General features: G+C 39.1%; 14 protein-coding genes and 1 pseudogene. 11 read left to right on the forward strand and 4 right to left on the reverse strand.

Annotated features, from left to right (window positions below):
- Positions 1–108: 108 nt before the first annotated feature.
- Together aciT and serB are read right to left on the reverse strand one after the other, a co-directional pair.
- Complete coding sequence (gene aciT / locus AC1PJ9_RS05655) at positions 109–444, reverse strand: ciprofloxacin tolerance protein AciT (RefSeq protein ID WP_004704819.1); 336 nt, start codon at positions 442–444, stop codon at positions 109–111.
- A gap of 409 nt (positions 445–853) precedes the next feature.
- On the reverse strand, positions 854–2077 hold the full coding sequence (serB, locus tag AC1PJ9_RS05660; RefSeq protein WP_200027011.1) for a phosphoserine phosphatase SerB: 1224 nt from the start codon (positions 2075–2077) through the stop codon (positions 854–856).
- Positions 2078–2136: 59 nt separating this feature from the next.
- On the opposite strand from serB, the gene AC1PJ9_RS05665 reads away from it, so the two are divergent.
- The 9 genes from AC1PJ9_RS05665 (at position 2137) to AC1PJ9_RS05705 (ending at position 11296) form a co-directional block, all read left to right on the forward strand.
- A complete protein-coding gene (locus AC1PJ9_RS05665) occupies positions 2137–3444 on the forward strand; it encodes a hypothetical protein (protein WP_311087281.1) in 1308 nt (435 codons plus the stop codon).
- Positions 3445–3684: 240 nt separating this feature from the next.
- Positions 3685–4806: a bifunctional 3,4-dihydroxy-2-butanone-4-phosphate synthase/GTP cyclohydrolase II gene (gene ribBA / locus AC1PJ9_RS05670; protein ID WP_200027009.1), complete on the forward strand. Its 1122-nt coding sequence runs from the start codon at positions 3685–3687 to the stop codon at positions 4804–4806.
- Positions 4807–4817: 11 nt separating this feature from the next.
- Complete coding sequence (gene ribH, locus AC1PJ9_RS05675; RefSeq protein ID WP_001007829.1) at positions 4818–5288, forward strand: 6,7-dimethyl-8-ribityllumazine synthase; 471 nt, start codon at positions 4818–4820, stop codon at positions 5286–5288.
- Between the two features lie 3 nt (positions 5289–5291).
- On the forward strand, positions 5292–5741 hold the full coding sequence (gene nusB / locus AC1PJ9_RS05680) for a transcription antitermination factor NusB (protein WP_108679740.1): 450 nt from the start codon (positions 5292–5294) through the stop codon (positions 5739–5741).
- 15 nt (positions 5742–5756) lie between these two features.
- Positions 5757–6674, forward strand: coding sequence for a thiamine-phosphate kinase (gene thiL, locus AC1PJ9_RS05685; protein WP_311087282.1), 918 nt, complete (start codon positions 5757–5759; stop codon positions 6672–6674).
- Positions 6652–7185: a phosphatidylglycerophosphatase A family protein gene (locus AC1PJ9_RS05690; protein WP_199999755.1), complete on the forward strand. Its 534-nt coding sequence runs from the start codon at positions 6652–6654 to the stop codon at positions 7183–7185. The genes thiL and AC1PJ9_RS05690 overlap by 23 nt, the downstream gene beginning before the upstream one ends.
- Before the next feature lie 8 nt (positions 7186–7193).
- The gene (gene glmU, locus AC1PJ9_RS05695; protein ID WP_019458576.1) at positions 7194–8558 is read left to right on the forward strand and encodes a bifunctional UDP-N-acetylglucosamine diphosphorylase/glucosamine-1-phosphate N-acetyltransferase GlmU; all 1365 of its coding nucleotides are present in this window, start codon (positions 7194–7196) and stop codon (positions 8556–8558) included.
- Positions 8559–8570: 12 nt separating this feature from the next.
- On the forward strand, positions 8571–10409 hold the full coding sequence (glmS, locus tag AC1PJ9_RS05700; RefSeq protein ID WP_199999757.1) for a glutamine--fructose-6-phosphate transaminase (isomerizing): 1839 nt from the start codon (positions 8571–8573) through the stop codon (positions 10407–10409).
- A 389-nt stretch (positions 10410–10798) separates the two neighbouring features.
- Entirely contained in the window at positions 10799–11296 is a 498-nt protein-coding gene (locus AC1PJ9_RS05705) for a hypothetical protein (protein WP_077168815.1), read from the forward strand.
- A gap of 127 nt (positions 11297–11423) precedes the next feature.
- Here the strand turns inward: AC1PJ9_RS05705 and AC1PJ9_RS05710 are convergent.
- Positions 11424–11655, reverse strand: a pseudogene (locus tag AC1PJ9_RS05710) (hypothetical protein).
- A gap of 998 nt (positions 11656–12653) precedes the next feature.
- Between AC1PJ9_RS05710 and AC1PJ9_RS05715 the strand changes: the two are divergent.
- Positions 12654–13874, forward strand: coding sequence for a hypothetical protein (locus AC1PJ9_RS05715; protein WP_311087283.1), 1221 nt, complete (start codon positions 12654–12656; stop codon positions 13872–13874).
- Positions 13875–14060: 186 nt separating this feature from the next.
- Entirely contained in the window at positions 14061–14684 is a 624-nt protein-coding gene (locus AC1PJ9_RS05720) for a LysE family translocator (protein WP_311087284.1), read from the forward strand.
- Here the strand turns inward: AC1PJ9_RS05720 and murI are convergent.
- Positions 14671–15471, reverse strand: a complete 801-nt coding sequence (gene murI, locus AC1PJ9_RS05725) for a glutamate racemase (protein ID WP_311087285.1) — start codon at positions 15469–15471, stop codon at positions 14671–14673. The two genes, AC1PJ9_RS05720 and murI, sit on opposite strands and share 14 nt — an antisense overlap.
- Positions 15472–15488: the final 17 nt, after the last annotated feature.

Raw genomic sequence — 15488 nt, forward strand, 5'->3', positions numbered from 1 at the left:
AGCATAACTGGCTATTTTTTAATAAATGCTTTGTATAATAAAAATCATGTTTTCGTAAATAAAAAAGGCATGCTGTGCATACCTTTTTACCGTTAGATAACAATTTAATTATCGGCTAGAACATTGCTGCTGATCATCTTCATATACTGGCGTATGTTCTATATATTGGCGATTTGCCAAAGCCTTCTGTGCCTGTTTATCCTCACGTAATAAAACAAATGTGACCATTACCATCGCTAGACTTAGTGCAGTTAAATAACTATATGTGACTGGCATTTCAAAAGTGACTTGAACTCCAAAACGGACCACTTCCAATAGCCCCCAAAAAAACATCCCTGCAAGCATAAAACCAAGCCAACGACGGTAAGGAGAAAAGAAAACAGCAACAAGCGCGACAGCAATTAAGCTGAATCCGGCGATAGCGGCAAAATTCGCTGTTACCATAGAAACCTCCGTCTTAATGAAAACGTCTAAAAACATTCGGTCTGAACACCAGACCTCATTCCAAAAACAACTTTAATTCATGATTTGTGTTGAAGCTTAGAAAGCATTATGGATGTTTTTTTTTAGAAAAAAAGACCTGTTATTTGTCGATGCGACATACTTTGTCGCAACATTCTTTTGTCATTACATTTTTGTAAATTTAAAAAAGTTCTACGGCCTATATGGCATCAATTCTGGCGTGTCATTACAAAAAACTATGCTGTTTTTTTGCCTGAAAATAAGTTTTTTTCAGTTTTTTTTATTGCCTTTTTTCTGTGCACAATTCTGTCATAACTTGCTTGTTTTTATGACTATTCTACATAAAAAAAGCGCTACTCTTGAGCAGCGCTTAATGATTGTTCAGTATTATTTAAGCACGGTTTAAATCTTTGTCATGCATACCGAGTAAATACAGTACACCATCTAAACCAACGCTTGAAATCGCCTGATTCGCATTTTGGCGAACAAGCGGTTTAGCACGATACGCTACGCCAAGTCCTGCAATCGCAAGCATTGGTAAATCATTTGCGCCATCACCGACAGCCATTGCCTGCTCTAATGAAATATCGAGTTTGTTGGCAAGCTCACGTAATAATTCAGCTTTACGTGCGCCATCAACAATGACACCTTTTACTTCACCAGTTACAACGCCATCTTGTACGTCTAGAACGTTGGCATGAACTTCATCAATACCAAGTTTGCCTTGTAAATATTCAGCAAAATATTGGAAACCGCCTGATAAAATAGCCGTTTTATATCCAAGTGCTTTTAACGTTGAAATGAGGCGTTCTGCACCTTCAGTAATAGTTAAACGCTCAGCAATTTTAGGTAAAACAGCAGCATCAAGCCCTTTTAACAATGCAACACGGGCACGAAAGCTTTGTTGGAAATCAAGTTCGCCTTGCATTGCTCTTTCAGTAATTTCAGCAACTTGTGCACCTACCCCTGCTTCAATCGCCAACTCATCAATCACTTCTTGCTCAATTAAGGTTGAGTCCATATCGAAGCACACTAAACGGCGATTACGTCGATATGCGTTGTCTTCTTGAACAGCGACATCAATATTTAATTCGCTTGAAAGAAGTAAACAAGCTGCACGCATTGCTTGTGCATCTAAAGTTGGACCACTGCTTAAACCAAACTGTACGCAAGCACGACGAGGCAATGTACTATCTTTTTCAAGGTCTACACGGCCGGATAAACGCGTTATCGTTTCGATGTTAAAGCCTTGTGTAGACACAATTTGTGTAACTGCTTGTAAATGTGCAGCAGTCAGTTCTGGCGCTAAAGCCGTGACGATATAACGAGTTCGTCCACCTTCGCTTACCCATTGATCGTATTCTGCGCCCGAGATTGGTTTAAAGCGCACTGTTAAGCCAATATCATGTGCTAAAATCAAAATCTCTTTCATTGCCAACGCTGTCGCAGTTTCATTATCTGAAGCGACCACGATGCCCAATGTCAGTTGATTATGAATAACGGCCTGACCTACATCCAGTATTTGCAATGAATGTACGGATAGTACTTGCATTAATCGGGTAAACTGGTTTGGTTGGTCCGGTCCTAAAAAGGATATAAGAATGATTTCTCGCATGAATTGACTCTAGTCTGAGTGACAACTATTGTAAGAATCATAATCGAATTTCAATATAATTGCCTTGGAAGTTTAACTTGATTGCGCCTAGACAAGGGCTATTTGCTAGCCTACTGATCATTAGTTTTGCATTGCATACCTTTTTATTGGTGATTGCAACAACACACCAGCTCAATGAAAACCGTGCGAGTCAAGGTCAGCTCATGACCAGTCAACTCGTAGCAGACAGCTTATCTGAGCTTGAGCCTGCCAATACGGTATCTTTGGCGCTTATTGCCAATCGCTATGCGACCAATCCAAGTGTGGCATCTATTCGTATTCTTGATGCCAATAAACAAGTCTTGGCAACAAGCGGCATGTCAAAAACTCGCGAAGGTGAAATTTTTGTTCGTGATGCTCTTCAAAACGAGAAGAAAGTCGGTTCTATTGAAATTACGCTTATTCAACCAAGTATTGGGGAAATTCTTCGTACCCAATGGCTTGCGATTTTAGCTTCACTGTTCCTACATGTTTTATTATGGCTTGCTTACCGTGCTATCGCTCGTCCAACCCGTAGCGAATACTTAGCCCGTATTAACGAAGAAAATCGTTTAAAACATGAAATTCAAGAGTTAACACAGGCTCTCGCGCTTGAAAAACAAAATACAGTAACCTTGGTTGCTCAAGCTCAGCAGCAAGCTAAAGCGAAACCACTGGTTCGCCCACAACCAGAAAAAAGCACAGAAGCTACAAACCAAGATACCTTGGCACTTAATATTCAGTTTTATGACCCAAAACAGTTATTAAGTAGCGTTAACCAGTCTGTTTCTGTTCCTTATTTTAAACTTTGTCAGCTCTTCTTAAATAAAAGTATCGAGCTATGCACAAAGCATTATCATTTAAAGGCGACTGATATTGAGGTGGTAGATGAGTTTCATGCAGAAGGCGCAACACTCGCAATCTCAACTTCACATCCGCACGCTGTAGAATGCTTACTTATGGTAGGTACAGTTTTCCAATTACTGTCAGACGTTTTATATAAACGTTACCGTGAAGATAAACGTTTTGCGCTGCAAACCCGCAGTGCGGTGTGTCATGCTGTAGAAGCAATGCAGATTGATGCGAAAGAAGCCGCTCAGCGTTTAGCACAACATCTTCATGCGAAAGAGTCTGCGCTTTATCTTGAGAATGATCAGCTTAAAGCTATTCAAGACAGCTATCAGCTTGTTGCAATGCCAAACCCAAGTAATATCATGACTCGTCATGCATTTATGATTAATGGCATGAACGCTGAATGTGCAGAGCTTGCACAAAATATTCGAACTGAAATTTTGATGGGTAAAAAATCAATCCCACAAAATGACAGCCCAAGTAGTGCAGCTTCTTAAAAAGTCTTTGTGCGCATTTAAACCTAGCCTTTTGGCTAGGTTTTTTTTATTTAAATTCATGGTATTTAGTTTAAATAATTTTATTTTCTTATGATTTATTCAGATAAATAAATCCAGATCTATTATGTTGGGTGGTAAATTTGGATAAATCAGAATCATAGGCAAAATTCTATAAACAGCGTAAACTATGCGAAATTTATTCAATAGAAATTGTCTTACGACAAAAAAAGGTGAAAGCGAATGCCGCTGAGTCGTGTTGAAGATCTTGTCGCCGATATTCGTGCAGGCAAAATGGTTATCTTGATGGATGACGAAGATCGCGAAAATGAAGGTGATCTTGTCATCGCAGCAACGCATGTTCGTCCTGAAGATATTAACTTCATGATTACCCATGCACGTGGTCTAGTGTGCCTGACCTTAAGCCGTGAACGCTGTAAGCAGTTGAATCTTCCACTCATGGTTGACCAGAACGGCGCTCAGCATAGCACTAACTTTACGTTATCTATTGAAGCTGCTGAAGGTATTACCACGGGTATTTCGGCAGCAGAGCGTGCACATACCATTCAAGCTGCTGTTGCAGCGCATGCTAAACCAAGCGATATCGTACAACCAGGTCATATTTTCCCACTCATGGCACAACCAGGTGGTGTATTACACCGCGCAGGTCATACCGAAGCGGGTTGTGATTTGGCACGTTTAGCAGGTCTTGAACCAGCTTCTGTCATTTGTGAAATCATCAATGAAGATGGCACAATGGCACGTCGTGCAGATTTAGAAATTTTTGCTGAGAAGCATGGCCTAAAAATTGGTACAATTGCCGACTTAATTCACTACCGTATGACGAATGAGCAGACTGTAGAACGTTTGGATCAAAAAACGATTCAAACAGAATACGGTTCATTTGAGCTCTATCGCTATCGTGAGATTGGTAACCCAGACATTCATTTGGCTTTAGTGAAAGGCGAGCCTAAAGAAGGTGTTACAACGGTACGTGTACATGGTTTCAGCCCAATTCGTGATTTGCTTAAGCTGAATAAGGCTGACGGCGAACCTGCTTGGAATCTTGACCGTGCACTACAGACGATTGCAGCGAGTGATCGCGGTGTTTTAGTCTGGATCGGACAAGACCATTTGCAAGACTTGGGACCAGCGTTGGATGATTTAAACAAGCCAAAACCGGTGAAATCCAATGCAGCACTTTCACATCAATATCAAACTATTGGTGTAGGTGCTCAAATTTTGCGTGATTTAGGTGTTGAAAAAATGAAGCTTCTTAGCTCACCATTACGTTTCAATGCCTTATCTGGCTTTAATTTAGAAGTAGTGGAATATGTCACTGCTGATCAAATCACAACGAAATAATCGAGGTTGCTATGGCAATTCGCCGTATTGAAGGTTTATTACATCTCGCAAGTGAAGGTCGTTATGCGATTTTAGTGGGTCGTTTCAACAGCTTTGTTGTTGAACACTTATTGGAAGGCGCGATCGACACATTAAAACGTCACGGCGTAAATGAAGATAACATTACTGTTATTCACGCTCCTGGCGCATGGGAACTCCCGATCGTTGCTAAAAAATTAGCTACATCAAACCAGTTTGATGCCATCATTGCTCTTGGCGCAGTGATCCGTGGCAGCACACCTCACTTTGACTTTGTTGCGGGTGAATGTGCAAAAGGTTTAGGTGTAGTTGCGTTAGAAAGCAGCTTGCCTGTTATCAATGGTGTATTAACTACTGACAGCATCGAGCAAGCAATCGAACGCTCAGGTACAAAAGCAGGAAACAAAGGTAGCGAAGCTGCTTTAACTGCAATTGAAATGGTTAATTTATTAAAGGCAATTTAAAGCATGTCTCAAACACTGCAAGCCGCTTACGCAGCAAAACGCAAAGCACGTCGTTTTGCTGTACAAGGTATTTACGAGTGGCAAATGAGTCACAACCCTGTACATGAAATTGAAGCACGTACCCGTGCTGAAAATGCAATGCACAAGGTCGACTTAAGCTATTATCACGAACTGCTAACACAAGTGATTGCACAGCACGAAGAGCTTGATGCGTTACTTATTCCGGTACTTGACCGTGAAATTGACGCGCTTGATGGTGTAGAGCTCGCGACTTTACGTTTAGGTGCTTACGAGTTACGTGATCATTTAGAAATCCCATACCGTGTGGTACTTGATGAAGCTATCGAACTCGCTAAGCATTTTGGCGGAGCAGACAGTCATAAATACATCAATGGTGTATTAGACCGCCTAAGTTCGACACTGCGTAGCGCAGAAAAACAACAAGCAAACTAATAGGCTTGGTGTTCTATGGCTGAGTTTTCAATTATTGACCAGTACTTTAATCGGCAGTCAAACTCCGATGTCGCGCTTGGTATTGGTGATGACTCAGCCTTAATTACTCCCCCTCCAAATCAACAATTGGTGATCTGTGCAGATACACTTGTTGCTGGACGTCATTTCCCTCTTGAAACCTCACCTCATGCAATTGGCTGGAAAAGTGTTGCTGTAAATCTTTCAGATATTGCTGCAATGGGTGCCAAACCGCACAGTATTTTACTAGCAATCAGCTTGCCTCAAGTTGACCATGAGTGGCTTGAAGGGTTTAGTCAGGGAATCTATGACTGTTGTAATCAATTTGGTGTTGCCTTAATTGGTGGAGATACCACCCAAGGTCCACATCTCACCATTACCGTTACCGCAATGGGCTGGATAGAAGCCGGAAAAGCCGTGTTACGTTCAGGCGCAAAAGTCGGTGATTATGTGTGTGTGAGCGGTCAGGTGGGCGATGCAGCCTATGGTTTACAGCACTTAGGCCATCCGCTGCAACAAAGACTCGACTATCCGACACCACGCTGTCAGCTTGGACAAGAGCTAAAAGGCCTTGCCTCTAGCATGATTGATGTTTCAGATGGCTTAGCTCAAGATTTAGGACATATTTTAAAAGCATCCAAGGTTGGAGCTCGACTCGTCTTGAAAAAATTACCTGTTGATCCTGTATTACAACAACTCGAAGAACAACAACGTTGGCAGTATGCGCTTGCAGGTGGTGATGACTACGAATTATGTTTTACAATAACACCGCAAAATTATGAAAAACTTTTGCAAAAACAACTGGACGTTAAGATTACAATGATTGGACAGATCGTTGAACAAACAAAACTAACTTTTGAGCATTTGGGTTCAGATTACCCATTGCACATTCATGGATACCAACACTTTGCATAAACCGCCGATTCATTTTAAGAACATGTCTTGGTTCAACCGCTGCATCGTTTTCTGTGGGGTTGGTTTTGGATCTGGTCTCGCTCCTAAAGCACCCGGTACTTTTGGCTCTGCTTTTGCCTTACTTTTCATTCCTATCTGGTTATCTCTCGGATTTAACTTAAGTTTAATCGCTATTCTCATCATGTCCTTGGTGGGTATTTATATTTGTGGTCAAACGGCAAAAGTCCTTGATGTTCATGATGATGGGCGAATTGTTTGGGATGAATTTGCAGGACAATCAATTACTCTTCTGCCTTTAATATTTTTTAATATAATGTCGTTACAATGGGCACTAATTGGTTTTTGCTTATTCCGCCTGTTTGATGTTTGGAAACCTTGGCCAATCCGTGTTGCCGACCAGAAAGTTGCTGGTGGCTTCGGAATTATGCTGGATGACATCATTGCAGGGCTTTGGGCGGCACTCTGTATCATCATATTTATTACTTTCTGGGGCGTAACGCCATTTAAGTAGGTTTACTCATGTCAACTACCGTCATTATCCTTGCTGCAGGCAAAGGAACGCGAATGCGTTCACAACTACCTAAAGTACTACAGCCTTTAGCTGGTCGCCCGCTACTAGGACATGTTATTAAGACAGCAAAACAACTATTAGCAGAAAATATCATTACCATTTATGGACATGGCGGCGATCACGTAAAACAGACGTTTGCACAAGAAAACATTCAATGGGTTGAGCAAGCAGAACAATTAGGTACAGGTCATGCGGTACAAATGACTTTACCGGTACTTCCTAAAGACGGTATTTCATTAATTTTATACGGTGATGTTCCTTTAGTCCGTCAAACAACGCTAGAGCAACTTGTTGAAGTATCAAGTAAAACTGGTATTGGCATGATTACTTTACATGTCGATAACCCAACAGGTTATGGCCGTATTGTTCGCCAAGACGGAAAAATTCAAGCGATTGTTGAACATAAAGACGCAACTGATGCTCAGCGCCAAATTCAAGAAATCAACACAGGTATTTACTGTGTAAGCAACGCAAAACTTCATGAATGGTTGCCTAAGCTTTCTAATGAAAACGCGCAAGGCGAATACTATTTAACTGACATCGTTGCGATGGCGGTTGCAGATGGCTTAGAAATTGCCTCTATTCAGCCAGAACTTGCTTTTGAAGTTGAAGGGGTGAATGACCGCTTACAACTTGCAGCACTTGAGCGTGATTTTCAGCAACAGCAAGCAAAAGAACTCATGCAACAAGGCGTAACTTTTGCCGACCCTGCCCGTTTTGATTTACGCGGTTCTGTGAAAGTTGGACACGATGTTCGTATTGACGTAAATGTCATTATTGAAGGTGACTGTGAACTCGGTGACTTTGTAGAAATCGGCGCTGGTTGTATTTTGAAAAATACAAAAATTGCCGCAGGAACCAAAGTTCAAGCTTATAGCGTTTTTGATGGTGCAATTGTGGGTGAAAACACCCAAATTGGTCCATTTGCACGCTTACGCCCAGGTGCTAAATTGGCAAACGAAGTCCACATTGGTAACTTTGTTGAAGTCAAAAATACAACCATTGGTCTTGGCAGTAAAGCCAATCATTTCACTTACTTAGGTGATGCCGAGATCGGTGCTGACTCAAATATTGGGGCAGGTACAATTACCTGCAATTATGATGGTGCAAATAAACACAAAACCACTATTGGCGATGCAGTCTTTATCGGTTCTAATAGCTCGCTGGTTGCGCCTGTGACTATTGGAAATGGAGCAACAGTCGGTGCGGGTTCTGTGATTACGAAAGATGTAGCTGAACAAAGTCTCTCCTTTGAACGTGCTCAACAAATTTCTAAGGCAAATTATCAACGTCCCCAAAAGGTTAAAAAATAAGAGGATTGAATTATGTGTGGTATCGTCGGAGGCGTTGCAGAACGTTGTGTAACCGAGATTTTAATCGAAGGTTTAAAACGTCTTGAATATCGCGGTTATGATTCAGCGGGCGTTGCTGTACTGAATAATGAAGAAGTTTTACGTGAGCGTCGTGTAGGTAAGGTGATTAATCTTGCCGATGCTGTTGCTGAACACCAGCTCACTGGGGTAGTTGGTATTGCTCATACACGTTGGGCAACTCACGGTAAACCAACTGAAAATAATGCTCACCCGCACATGTCGGGTAAAGTGGCAGTCGTTCACAACGGTATTATCGAAAACTATCAAGAGCTTAAAGATGACCTTCAAGCTTTAGGATATGTATTTACCTCTCAAACAGATACAGAAGTTGTCGCTCACTTAGTTGCAGAAGCACTAAAAAGCACAGACAGCTTACTTGAAGCAGTAGAATCGGTTGTTCCTCAGCTTAAAGGTGCATACGCACTGGGTATTATCCATAGCGATTACCCAGATGAGTTAATCACTGTACGCGAAGGTTCACCACTCGTAATTGGTGTAGGTATTGGTGAAAACTTTATTAGTTCAGACCAACTTGCATTGTTACCTGTAACTAACCGTTTTATGTATTTAGAAGAAGGTGATATTGCTCGCCTGACTCGTACTTCAATTGAAGTATTTGCAAACGGTCAACCTGTTGAACGTCCAGTGAAAGAGCTTGACGCAACAGTAAGCAATGCTTCAAAAGGTGAATACAAGCACTACATGCTCAAAGAAATTTATGAGCAACCAGAAGCAATCAAACAAACGATTTCTCAAGCACTTGATGGCAACAGCTTACGCGAAGATTTCTTGCAAGATGCTGAGGCAGATTTCAGCAAAATTCAAAGCGTACAGATTATTGCATGTGGTACAAGTTATCACTCAGGCATGATCGCGAAGTATTGGTTTGAACAACTGATTGGCGTGCCTTGCCAAGTTGAAATCGCAAGTGAATTCCGCTATCGCACACCTGTGATTGTTGAAAATACGCTTTATATCTGTATTTCTCAATCAGGTGAAACAGCTGATACTTTAGCTGCATTACGTGAAACTCAAAAACGTGCGAAAGCAAACAATATCGATATTCAAACTTTGACTATCTGTAACGTTGCTACGTCTTCAATGGTTCGTGAAACTGATCACCACTTATTGACCCTTGCTGGGCCTGAAATTGGTGTTGCATCAACGAAAGCGTTCACGACTCAGCTTGCTGCGCTTATGCTACTCGTTCTAAAAATTGGACAAGTAAAACAGCGTATTAGCAATGTCATGATTGAAGAGATTGCTCGTGAATTGTGGCACAGCCCGAAAGTCATTCTTGATACGCTTAAGCAAGATTCTGAAATTTTACGTTTATCAGAATTGTTCGTTGAAAAACAACACTGCTTATTCTTAGGCCGTGGCACACACTATCCAATCGCTTTGGAAGGTGCATTAAAGCTTAAAGAAATTTCATATATTCACGCAGAAGGTTACGCGGCTGGTGAGTTAAAGCACGGCCCATTGGCACTTGTTGATACTGAAATGCCAATCGTGATTCTTGCGCCAAACGACGAAATGCTTGATAAGCTTAAGTCGAATATGGAAGAAGTTCAGGCACGTGGCGGTGAATTATTTGTTTTCGCTGATGAAAATAGCGGCGTAGTCGAAAAAGATCGTCAACACGTTGTACAAATTCCAGCAGTAAACGAATGGCTTGCTCCAATCATTTATAGCGTACCAGTTCAGTTGTTGTCTTATCACGTTGCTGTATTACGTGGTACAGACGTTGACCAGCCACGTAACTTGGCGAAGTCAGTAACTGTAGAGTAATTCAAAAAGATCATTATTAAGGCATCACCTGCTTTAATAACTGATTGATTAAGCCCGATCTGCATTACTGCATATCGGGCTTTTTTATTGCCGGATTCAAAGGATTCATATAAAACAAATACAAAATGGAAGGCCGCGGTATACTTTGCAAGCTGCCCAAAAGAGGTGTGCCTATAATTTTGAAAGACATGTTTACAATTGGAATTTTAATGAAACAGATGTGCTTGATGGCATAGTTATTTAGGAAAAAATTTAAGAAATATAGATACAAGAATAGATGGAGTATTTGCGAGTAAAGGTAAATATGTTTACATGCAAAGAGGAATTGATTTTTCATTTTTTAATAAAGTTTACTACCCTGCATGCACTCCAGCACCAAGAGCAAAATAATGAAACGTATTGCATTAGTTATTATTGGATTATGTGTTATATACGTTATTTATCAATTATATAGTGCAAATACTTCTTGTTACTTAAAGGGTTCCATTTGTACTTCGGAGTTCAAATATTCAAATTCTGTTGAACGTTCCTTATATATAAATAATAAAGAAATCTCTTCTGATCAAAAGCAATCATGGATAAATAATCACCATATTTATCCAAAAGGTGAAAATGGATATTGGAATTATTGTAAGGAATATTCAAAAAGCTCTATTGTTTGCTCATTTCAATATCTTGTGAATATTAGTAAATGTAAAGACTTAAGTGTAGATAAATACCCAATTGATAATTGGAGATTAAGGTTTTATAAAATATCGATGCTTGATAGGGAAAAGCTTACTTATACATTGGAGTTGTATGAGGGAAAAAAAGATTCTTGGATGCAAAGCCAATTGATCAATACTGATCAAGAAGTATTATGTGATTCTGAAGTTAAACCTTATTAATTGATAAAAAGCAAAAATTGAAGAAAAGATTAGGAAACTCTCCCCTAGGCCCCCGTGCCACAACAGACTTTTTACTTTTGCGCTGATTTAAAGTTTGAGAGATCATTGCGACACAGAGATAAAGGAGCTAAGCGAACTTAGCCCATTTCAGTTTTATCGCAGCGTTGAATGCTGCTGAAAAAGTTAGGGGCAAAGTCCTGTGGGAGAACAGGACTTTGCAAACTGGTGTGTTTTAAACGTTGTACGGTTTGGGGTGAACAAATTCTTTTAAATTCCTGCTGAGCATTGGCATCATCATTGGTAATACTGTAAGCACCGACCATAAGGTTTAAAACCAATATAAATTTATGAAGTTTCATATTATTCTCATGATTATTTATAAATTTAAATAAAGAAAGAATATAATTCGAATAAATATTAAAATAATTTTTAAATAATAATTAATCCTCCCACAAATATAGGAAAATAAAATAATTAAAATTTTAAAATAGAAATAATTTATAAATTTAAAAAATCAGGTCGCAAAAAACCCAAATTTTAAATAAATAAAACTATTAACGGAGAGAGAAAACGAGTTTGAATAATGGCATGGCCAACTCCTTAAAAATGGAGTTCTACCACCAAATCACCGCGAATTAATTTAGGGTGGTAGAACGAAAGAGGGTTGACAGACTGGTCTAGCGATCAGCACGCGCGTACGCGTCCCCCTTCCGCCCTACCATAGAGAAAAAGGGGGCACAAAGGTTCCACAAGGGAAATACTGAGGAAGTATAACCCATACGCTAGACTCGGTCTGTCAAAACCGGCTGGCAATGTAGGCCAGCAACGAGATAATAATCGGTGATTTTAATTACGTCAATTTATTTTAATGAAAAAGTTTAAATATAATAATTTAATTAATGTTTAAATAATATTAACCCTTATTTTATATTTATAGCTTTTAATTAAATTTAAAATATAAACCTGGGTTATATATATTTAGTTAATAAAATAGACTAATCGTTAATTCTAATTTAATAGTTTATATAAATATGTCTAAAATGAAAAATATCTAGGGATAAAACATCTTATAGAGCGCCCTACTCCATAATTCGATAAGCGAGCACTTCTAGCATCTTTTCTAAAATTTATTCCGCTATAGCTTTATTGAATTTATAAAGCTCTAAAGCATAGTCTCTGGCCTTTATTAAGACATTCTAATAAATATAATTAAATCAAAGTGTTATATACAAAAACCAACAAAAACACTTGTCTTTTTACATGAAAAATCATGATATAAATCACGCTTCGAAATTTGCCTAATAACTATAAATTTCGACTACTACAAAAACTTTCTAATTATAAGGAGTGACTTATCATGTCTAATGGATTTCCAGGTGGAAACTTTAGAATCGTTAACAAAGAAACAGGTGCGTGTATCGCAAGCGCATACGGTGGACAAACCCATGGTTTACAAGATGGTGTAAGTTCACTTGGAGAAACGGGTAAGATAGCTTACTCGCATACAAATGACCGACTATTTACAGTACATGACAAAGTTAAAAACATAGACGAAGAGATTTGGTATTTTGACAGTCACGCAGACGGCTGGGGTCGTAGAGTGAATATGCTTTATAACAAAGTGACTGATATTCGCTCTAGTTGGGCTCTCGGTGCTCGTGTTGAAACAGATGCGATTACATATAAATTATTAGATAACGATTTAGAACATTTCCTTAATCTTTTACCAAAGCAAGATGAAGAAACACTTGCCCACTTAAAAACCAGTGATTGTCTTGATATTGTTGGTTTATTAGAGACATTTATTCATAGTAACGGCGAAGAAAATATTAAATCGGAGCTTATTGGTAAACTAGATGAGACTAAGCTGAATGAATATTTAAATGCCGTACTCGCTCATGAGTCAATTCGTCGCATCGAACAAAAATTCGATGAATATGCACGCTCTCCTTGGCTGTTTTTAAATATTCCTGAACTTAAAGATTTACCTGACAGTCCTTTCGCGCAGCAGAATGAACAACTCTATAAAATTATTCTTGCCGCGGTGCAATTAGATGTCTTGGATCAAAAAGATTGGACTACAAGATCAGAGTTCCGATTGCATTTACGCCATGACAATATCGATGCTCTACTAAAAAATATGAAGAAAGAGAGCATGGCGGAGCTTCATGGAAAAGCATATAAAGAATATGAAAATACTCAAGACCTTAAAAAAGAAGCCGTAAAAGTCCTTCTAGAGCTTAGAAAAACGCTAGATTTACATACGAATGAAAAAAATATGGATACGGTCAAAAAGATTTTAAAGGTAAGCTTAAAATCAAATGAGTCTTTTGAACAACTGCAAACAGCGTTAAACAGTACCAATGGTAAAGAATTAAAACCAGTTAATTGGCACAGTGGCGGTGTTTTCTTGCAAGGCGCGGGTCGCCAGTACCAAACTAAATGGGCATTTGAAGATGGTTATATCTTTGTAGAAGGCCAACCAGATGCTGTACTGACACATCTCTGGGGTTCATCTGTAGGTATTAGTCAACGATCTGATGACCAAAAACAGCGCTGGGAACTTAAAAGTGCTTAATTAGCAGTGACTCCAAAACCTAAATAAGCTTATTTTCAATCATCCAAAGAATTTAAAATCATTCTTTGGATGATTTTGGGTTTTGTAGAAGTAAATCTGATTATAAAATTGAAATACTTATAAATTTCATATACTTTAAATTGTTTAAAATTTACTCAAAAATAGTAACAATAAGATAGGTAAAACATGATTTCTTTAGAGCTTTTCATTACATTTTTAATTACTACAATTATTTTTGCTTATATTCCGGGTCCGGCAATGCTTTATACGGCTGCACAGACGCTTTCTCGCGGCAGAAAATCTGGTTTGATGGCAGCATTTGGAATTTTCTTAGGAGGTTGTTTTCATATCATTGCAGCCTCTTTAGGCTTAACGACCATCTTTCAAATCATTCCAAAACTCTATGATATTATTAAGATTTTAGGCGCTTTGTATTTAGTTTGGTTAGGCATTAAATTAATTAGATCTACCTCGTCCCCGACTCTTCAGCAAAATGTTGAAAATGGTCAATTATCTTTAAAGCAGAGCATTCTGGTCGAAGTTTTAAACCCTAAAACCGCTATTTTTTATATCGCATTTTTACCTCAATTTATTAATACCTCATTAGATTTTCCAGTTTGGTCTCAATTCATCATTCTGGGGCTGATTGTGAATCTAATCTTTGTTTCTGCTGATATTGTTTGTGTGTTTTTAGCCAATTACATCAGTCAAAAATTAACTAAATCAAAGAAACCCCAAAAATCTATGTCAGTGATGGGTGGACTCATTTTTATGGGACTAGGCGTTTTTCTTGGCTTTAAAAACCAGTAGTTTCTACAGGTAAATGCTTACCTAATAAAGAAAAAGTCACGTCTGCAACTTCCAACGGGTCTGAACTGGTCCAAATAATATGATTTCCCTCATTTGGACTTTCAGAATTTAAATGATATTGATTGAGCTGCCGAATTAATTGCGCTGTTACAGCTTCCGAAGGCTCAATAATTTGAATATCAGAGCCTACAATTTCCTGAATAGTGTGTGAGACAAATGGATAGTGTGTGCATCCTAAAATAATCGTATCGACTTTTTGCTCGACCAACGGCGCCAAAATATTTTTTAAATAATCTTTAACCTCGGCGGTATGTGCTTTGCCCGTTTCAATTTTTTCAGCCAAACCAATACACGGTACCAAAGACACTTTAATATCTTGCGCATACGTTTCAATTAAACTTTTTAAGTTTTTGCCCTTCACAGTGGTTGCCGTTGCCAAAACAGCAATATGCTTGCTCATGGTCATGGCTACCGCGGGTTTTACCGCTGGTTCTATCGCAATAAGCGGCACATTAATTTGCGCTCTAATCGTTTCAACCGCTACGGCCGTCATGGTGTTACAAGCAATCACGATCGCTTTGCATTTACCCTGAGCAACTAAGTTTGAAATTAAATGCGTGGTTCGTGAAACAATCCAGTCGCTTTCTCTGTCTCCATAAGGGACATATTTCGAGTCGGCGAAATAGATAATGTCTTCATTTGGAAGAGCCTCCCGAATATGCTTAAAGAGAGACAACCCGCCTAAACCAGAGTCAATCATCCCAATCGGGTTGTTATTATTATTCATGGTTAGTCCTGTATTTC

The sequence above is a fragment of the Acinetobacter sp. 70_2 genome (assembly GCF_056736115.1).

What these genes read in the sequence shown, in the direction of transcription:
- aciT (WP_004704819.1), bottom strand. Translation starts at nt 444, where the DNA reads ATGGTAACAGCGAATTTTGCCGCTATCGCCGGATTCAGCTTAATTGCT.
- serB (WP_200027011.1), bottom strand. Translation starts at nt 2,077, where the DNA reads ATGCGAGAAATCATTCTTATATCCTTTTTAGGACCGGACCAACCAAAC.
- ribBA (WP_200027009.1), top strand. Translation starts at nt 3,685, where the DNA reads ATGCCGCTGAGTCGTGTTGAAGATCTTGTCGCCGATATTCGTGCAGGC.
- ribH (WP_001007829.1), top strand. Translation starts at nt 4,818, where the DNA reads ATGGCAATTCGCCGTATTGAAGGTTTATTACATCTCGCAAGTGAAGGT.
- nusB (WP_108679740.1), top strand. Translation starts at nt 5,292, where the DNA reads ATGTCTCAAACACTGCAAGCCGCTTACGCAGCAAAACGCAAAGCACGT.
- thiL (WP_311087282.1), top strand. Translation starts at nt 5,757, where the DNA reads ATGGCTGAGTTTTCAATTATTGACCAGTACTTTAATCGGCAGTCAAAC.
- AC1PJ9_RS05690 (WP_199999755.1), top strand. Translation starts at nt 6,652, where the DNA reads ATGGATACCAACACTTTGCATAAACCGCCGATTCATTTTAAGAACATG.
- glmU (WP_019458576.1), top strand. Translation starts at nt 7,194, where the DNA reads ATGTCAACTACCGTCATTATCCTTGCTGCAGGCAAAGGAACGCGAATG.
- glmS (WP_199999757.1), top strand. Translation starts at nt 8,571, where the DNA reads ATGTGTGGTATCGTCGGAGGCGTTGCAGAACGTTGTGTAACCGAGATT.
- AC1PJ9_RS05705 (WP_077168815.1), top strand. Translation starts at nt 10,799, where the DNA reads ATGAAACGTATTGCATTAGTTATTATTGGATTATGTGTTATATACGTT.
- AC1PJ9_RS05715 (WP_311087283.1), top strand. Translation starts at nt 12,654, where the DNA reads ATGTCTAATGGATTTCCAGGTGGAAACTTTAGAATCGTTAACAAAGAA.
- AC1PJ9_RS05720 (WP_311087284.1), top strand. Translation starts at nt 14,061, where the DNA reads ATGATTTCTTTAGAGCTTTTCATTACATTTTTAATTACTACAATTATT.
- murI (WP_311087285.1), bottom strand. Translation starts at nt 15,471, where the DNA reads ATGAATAATAATAACAACCCGATTGGGATGATTGACTCTGGTTTAGGC.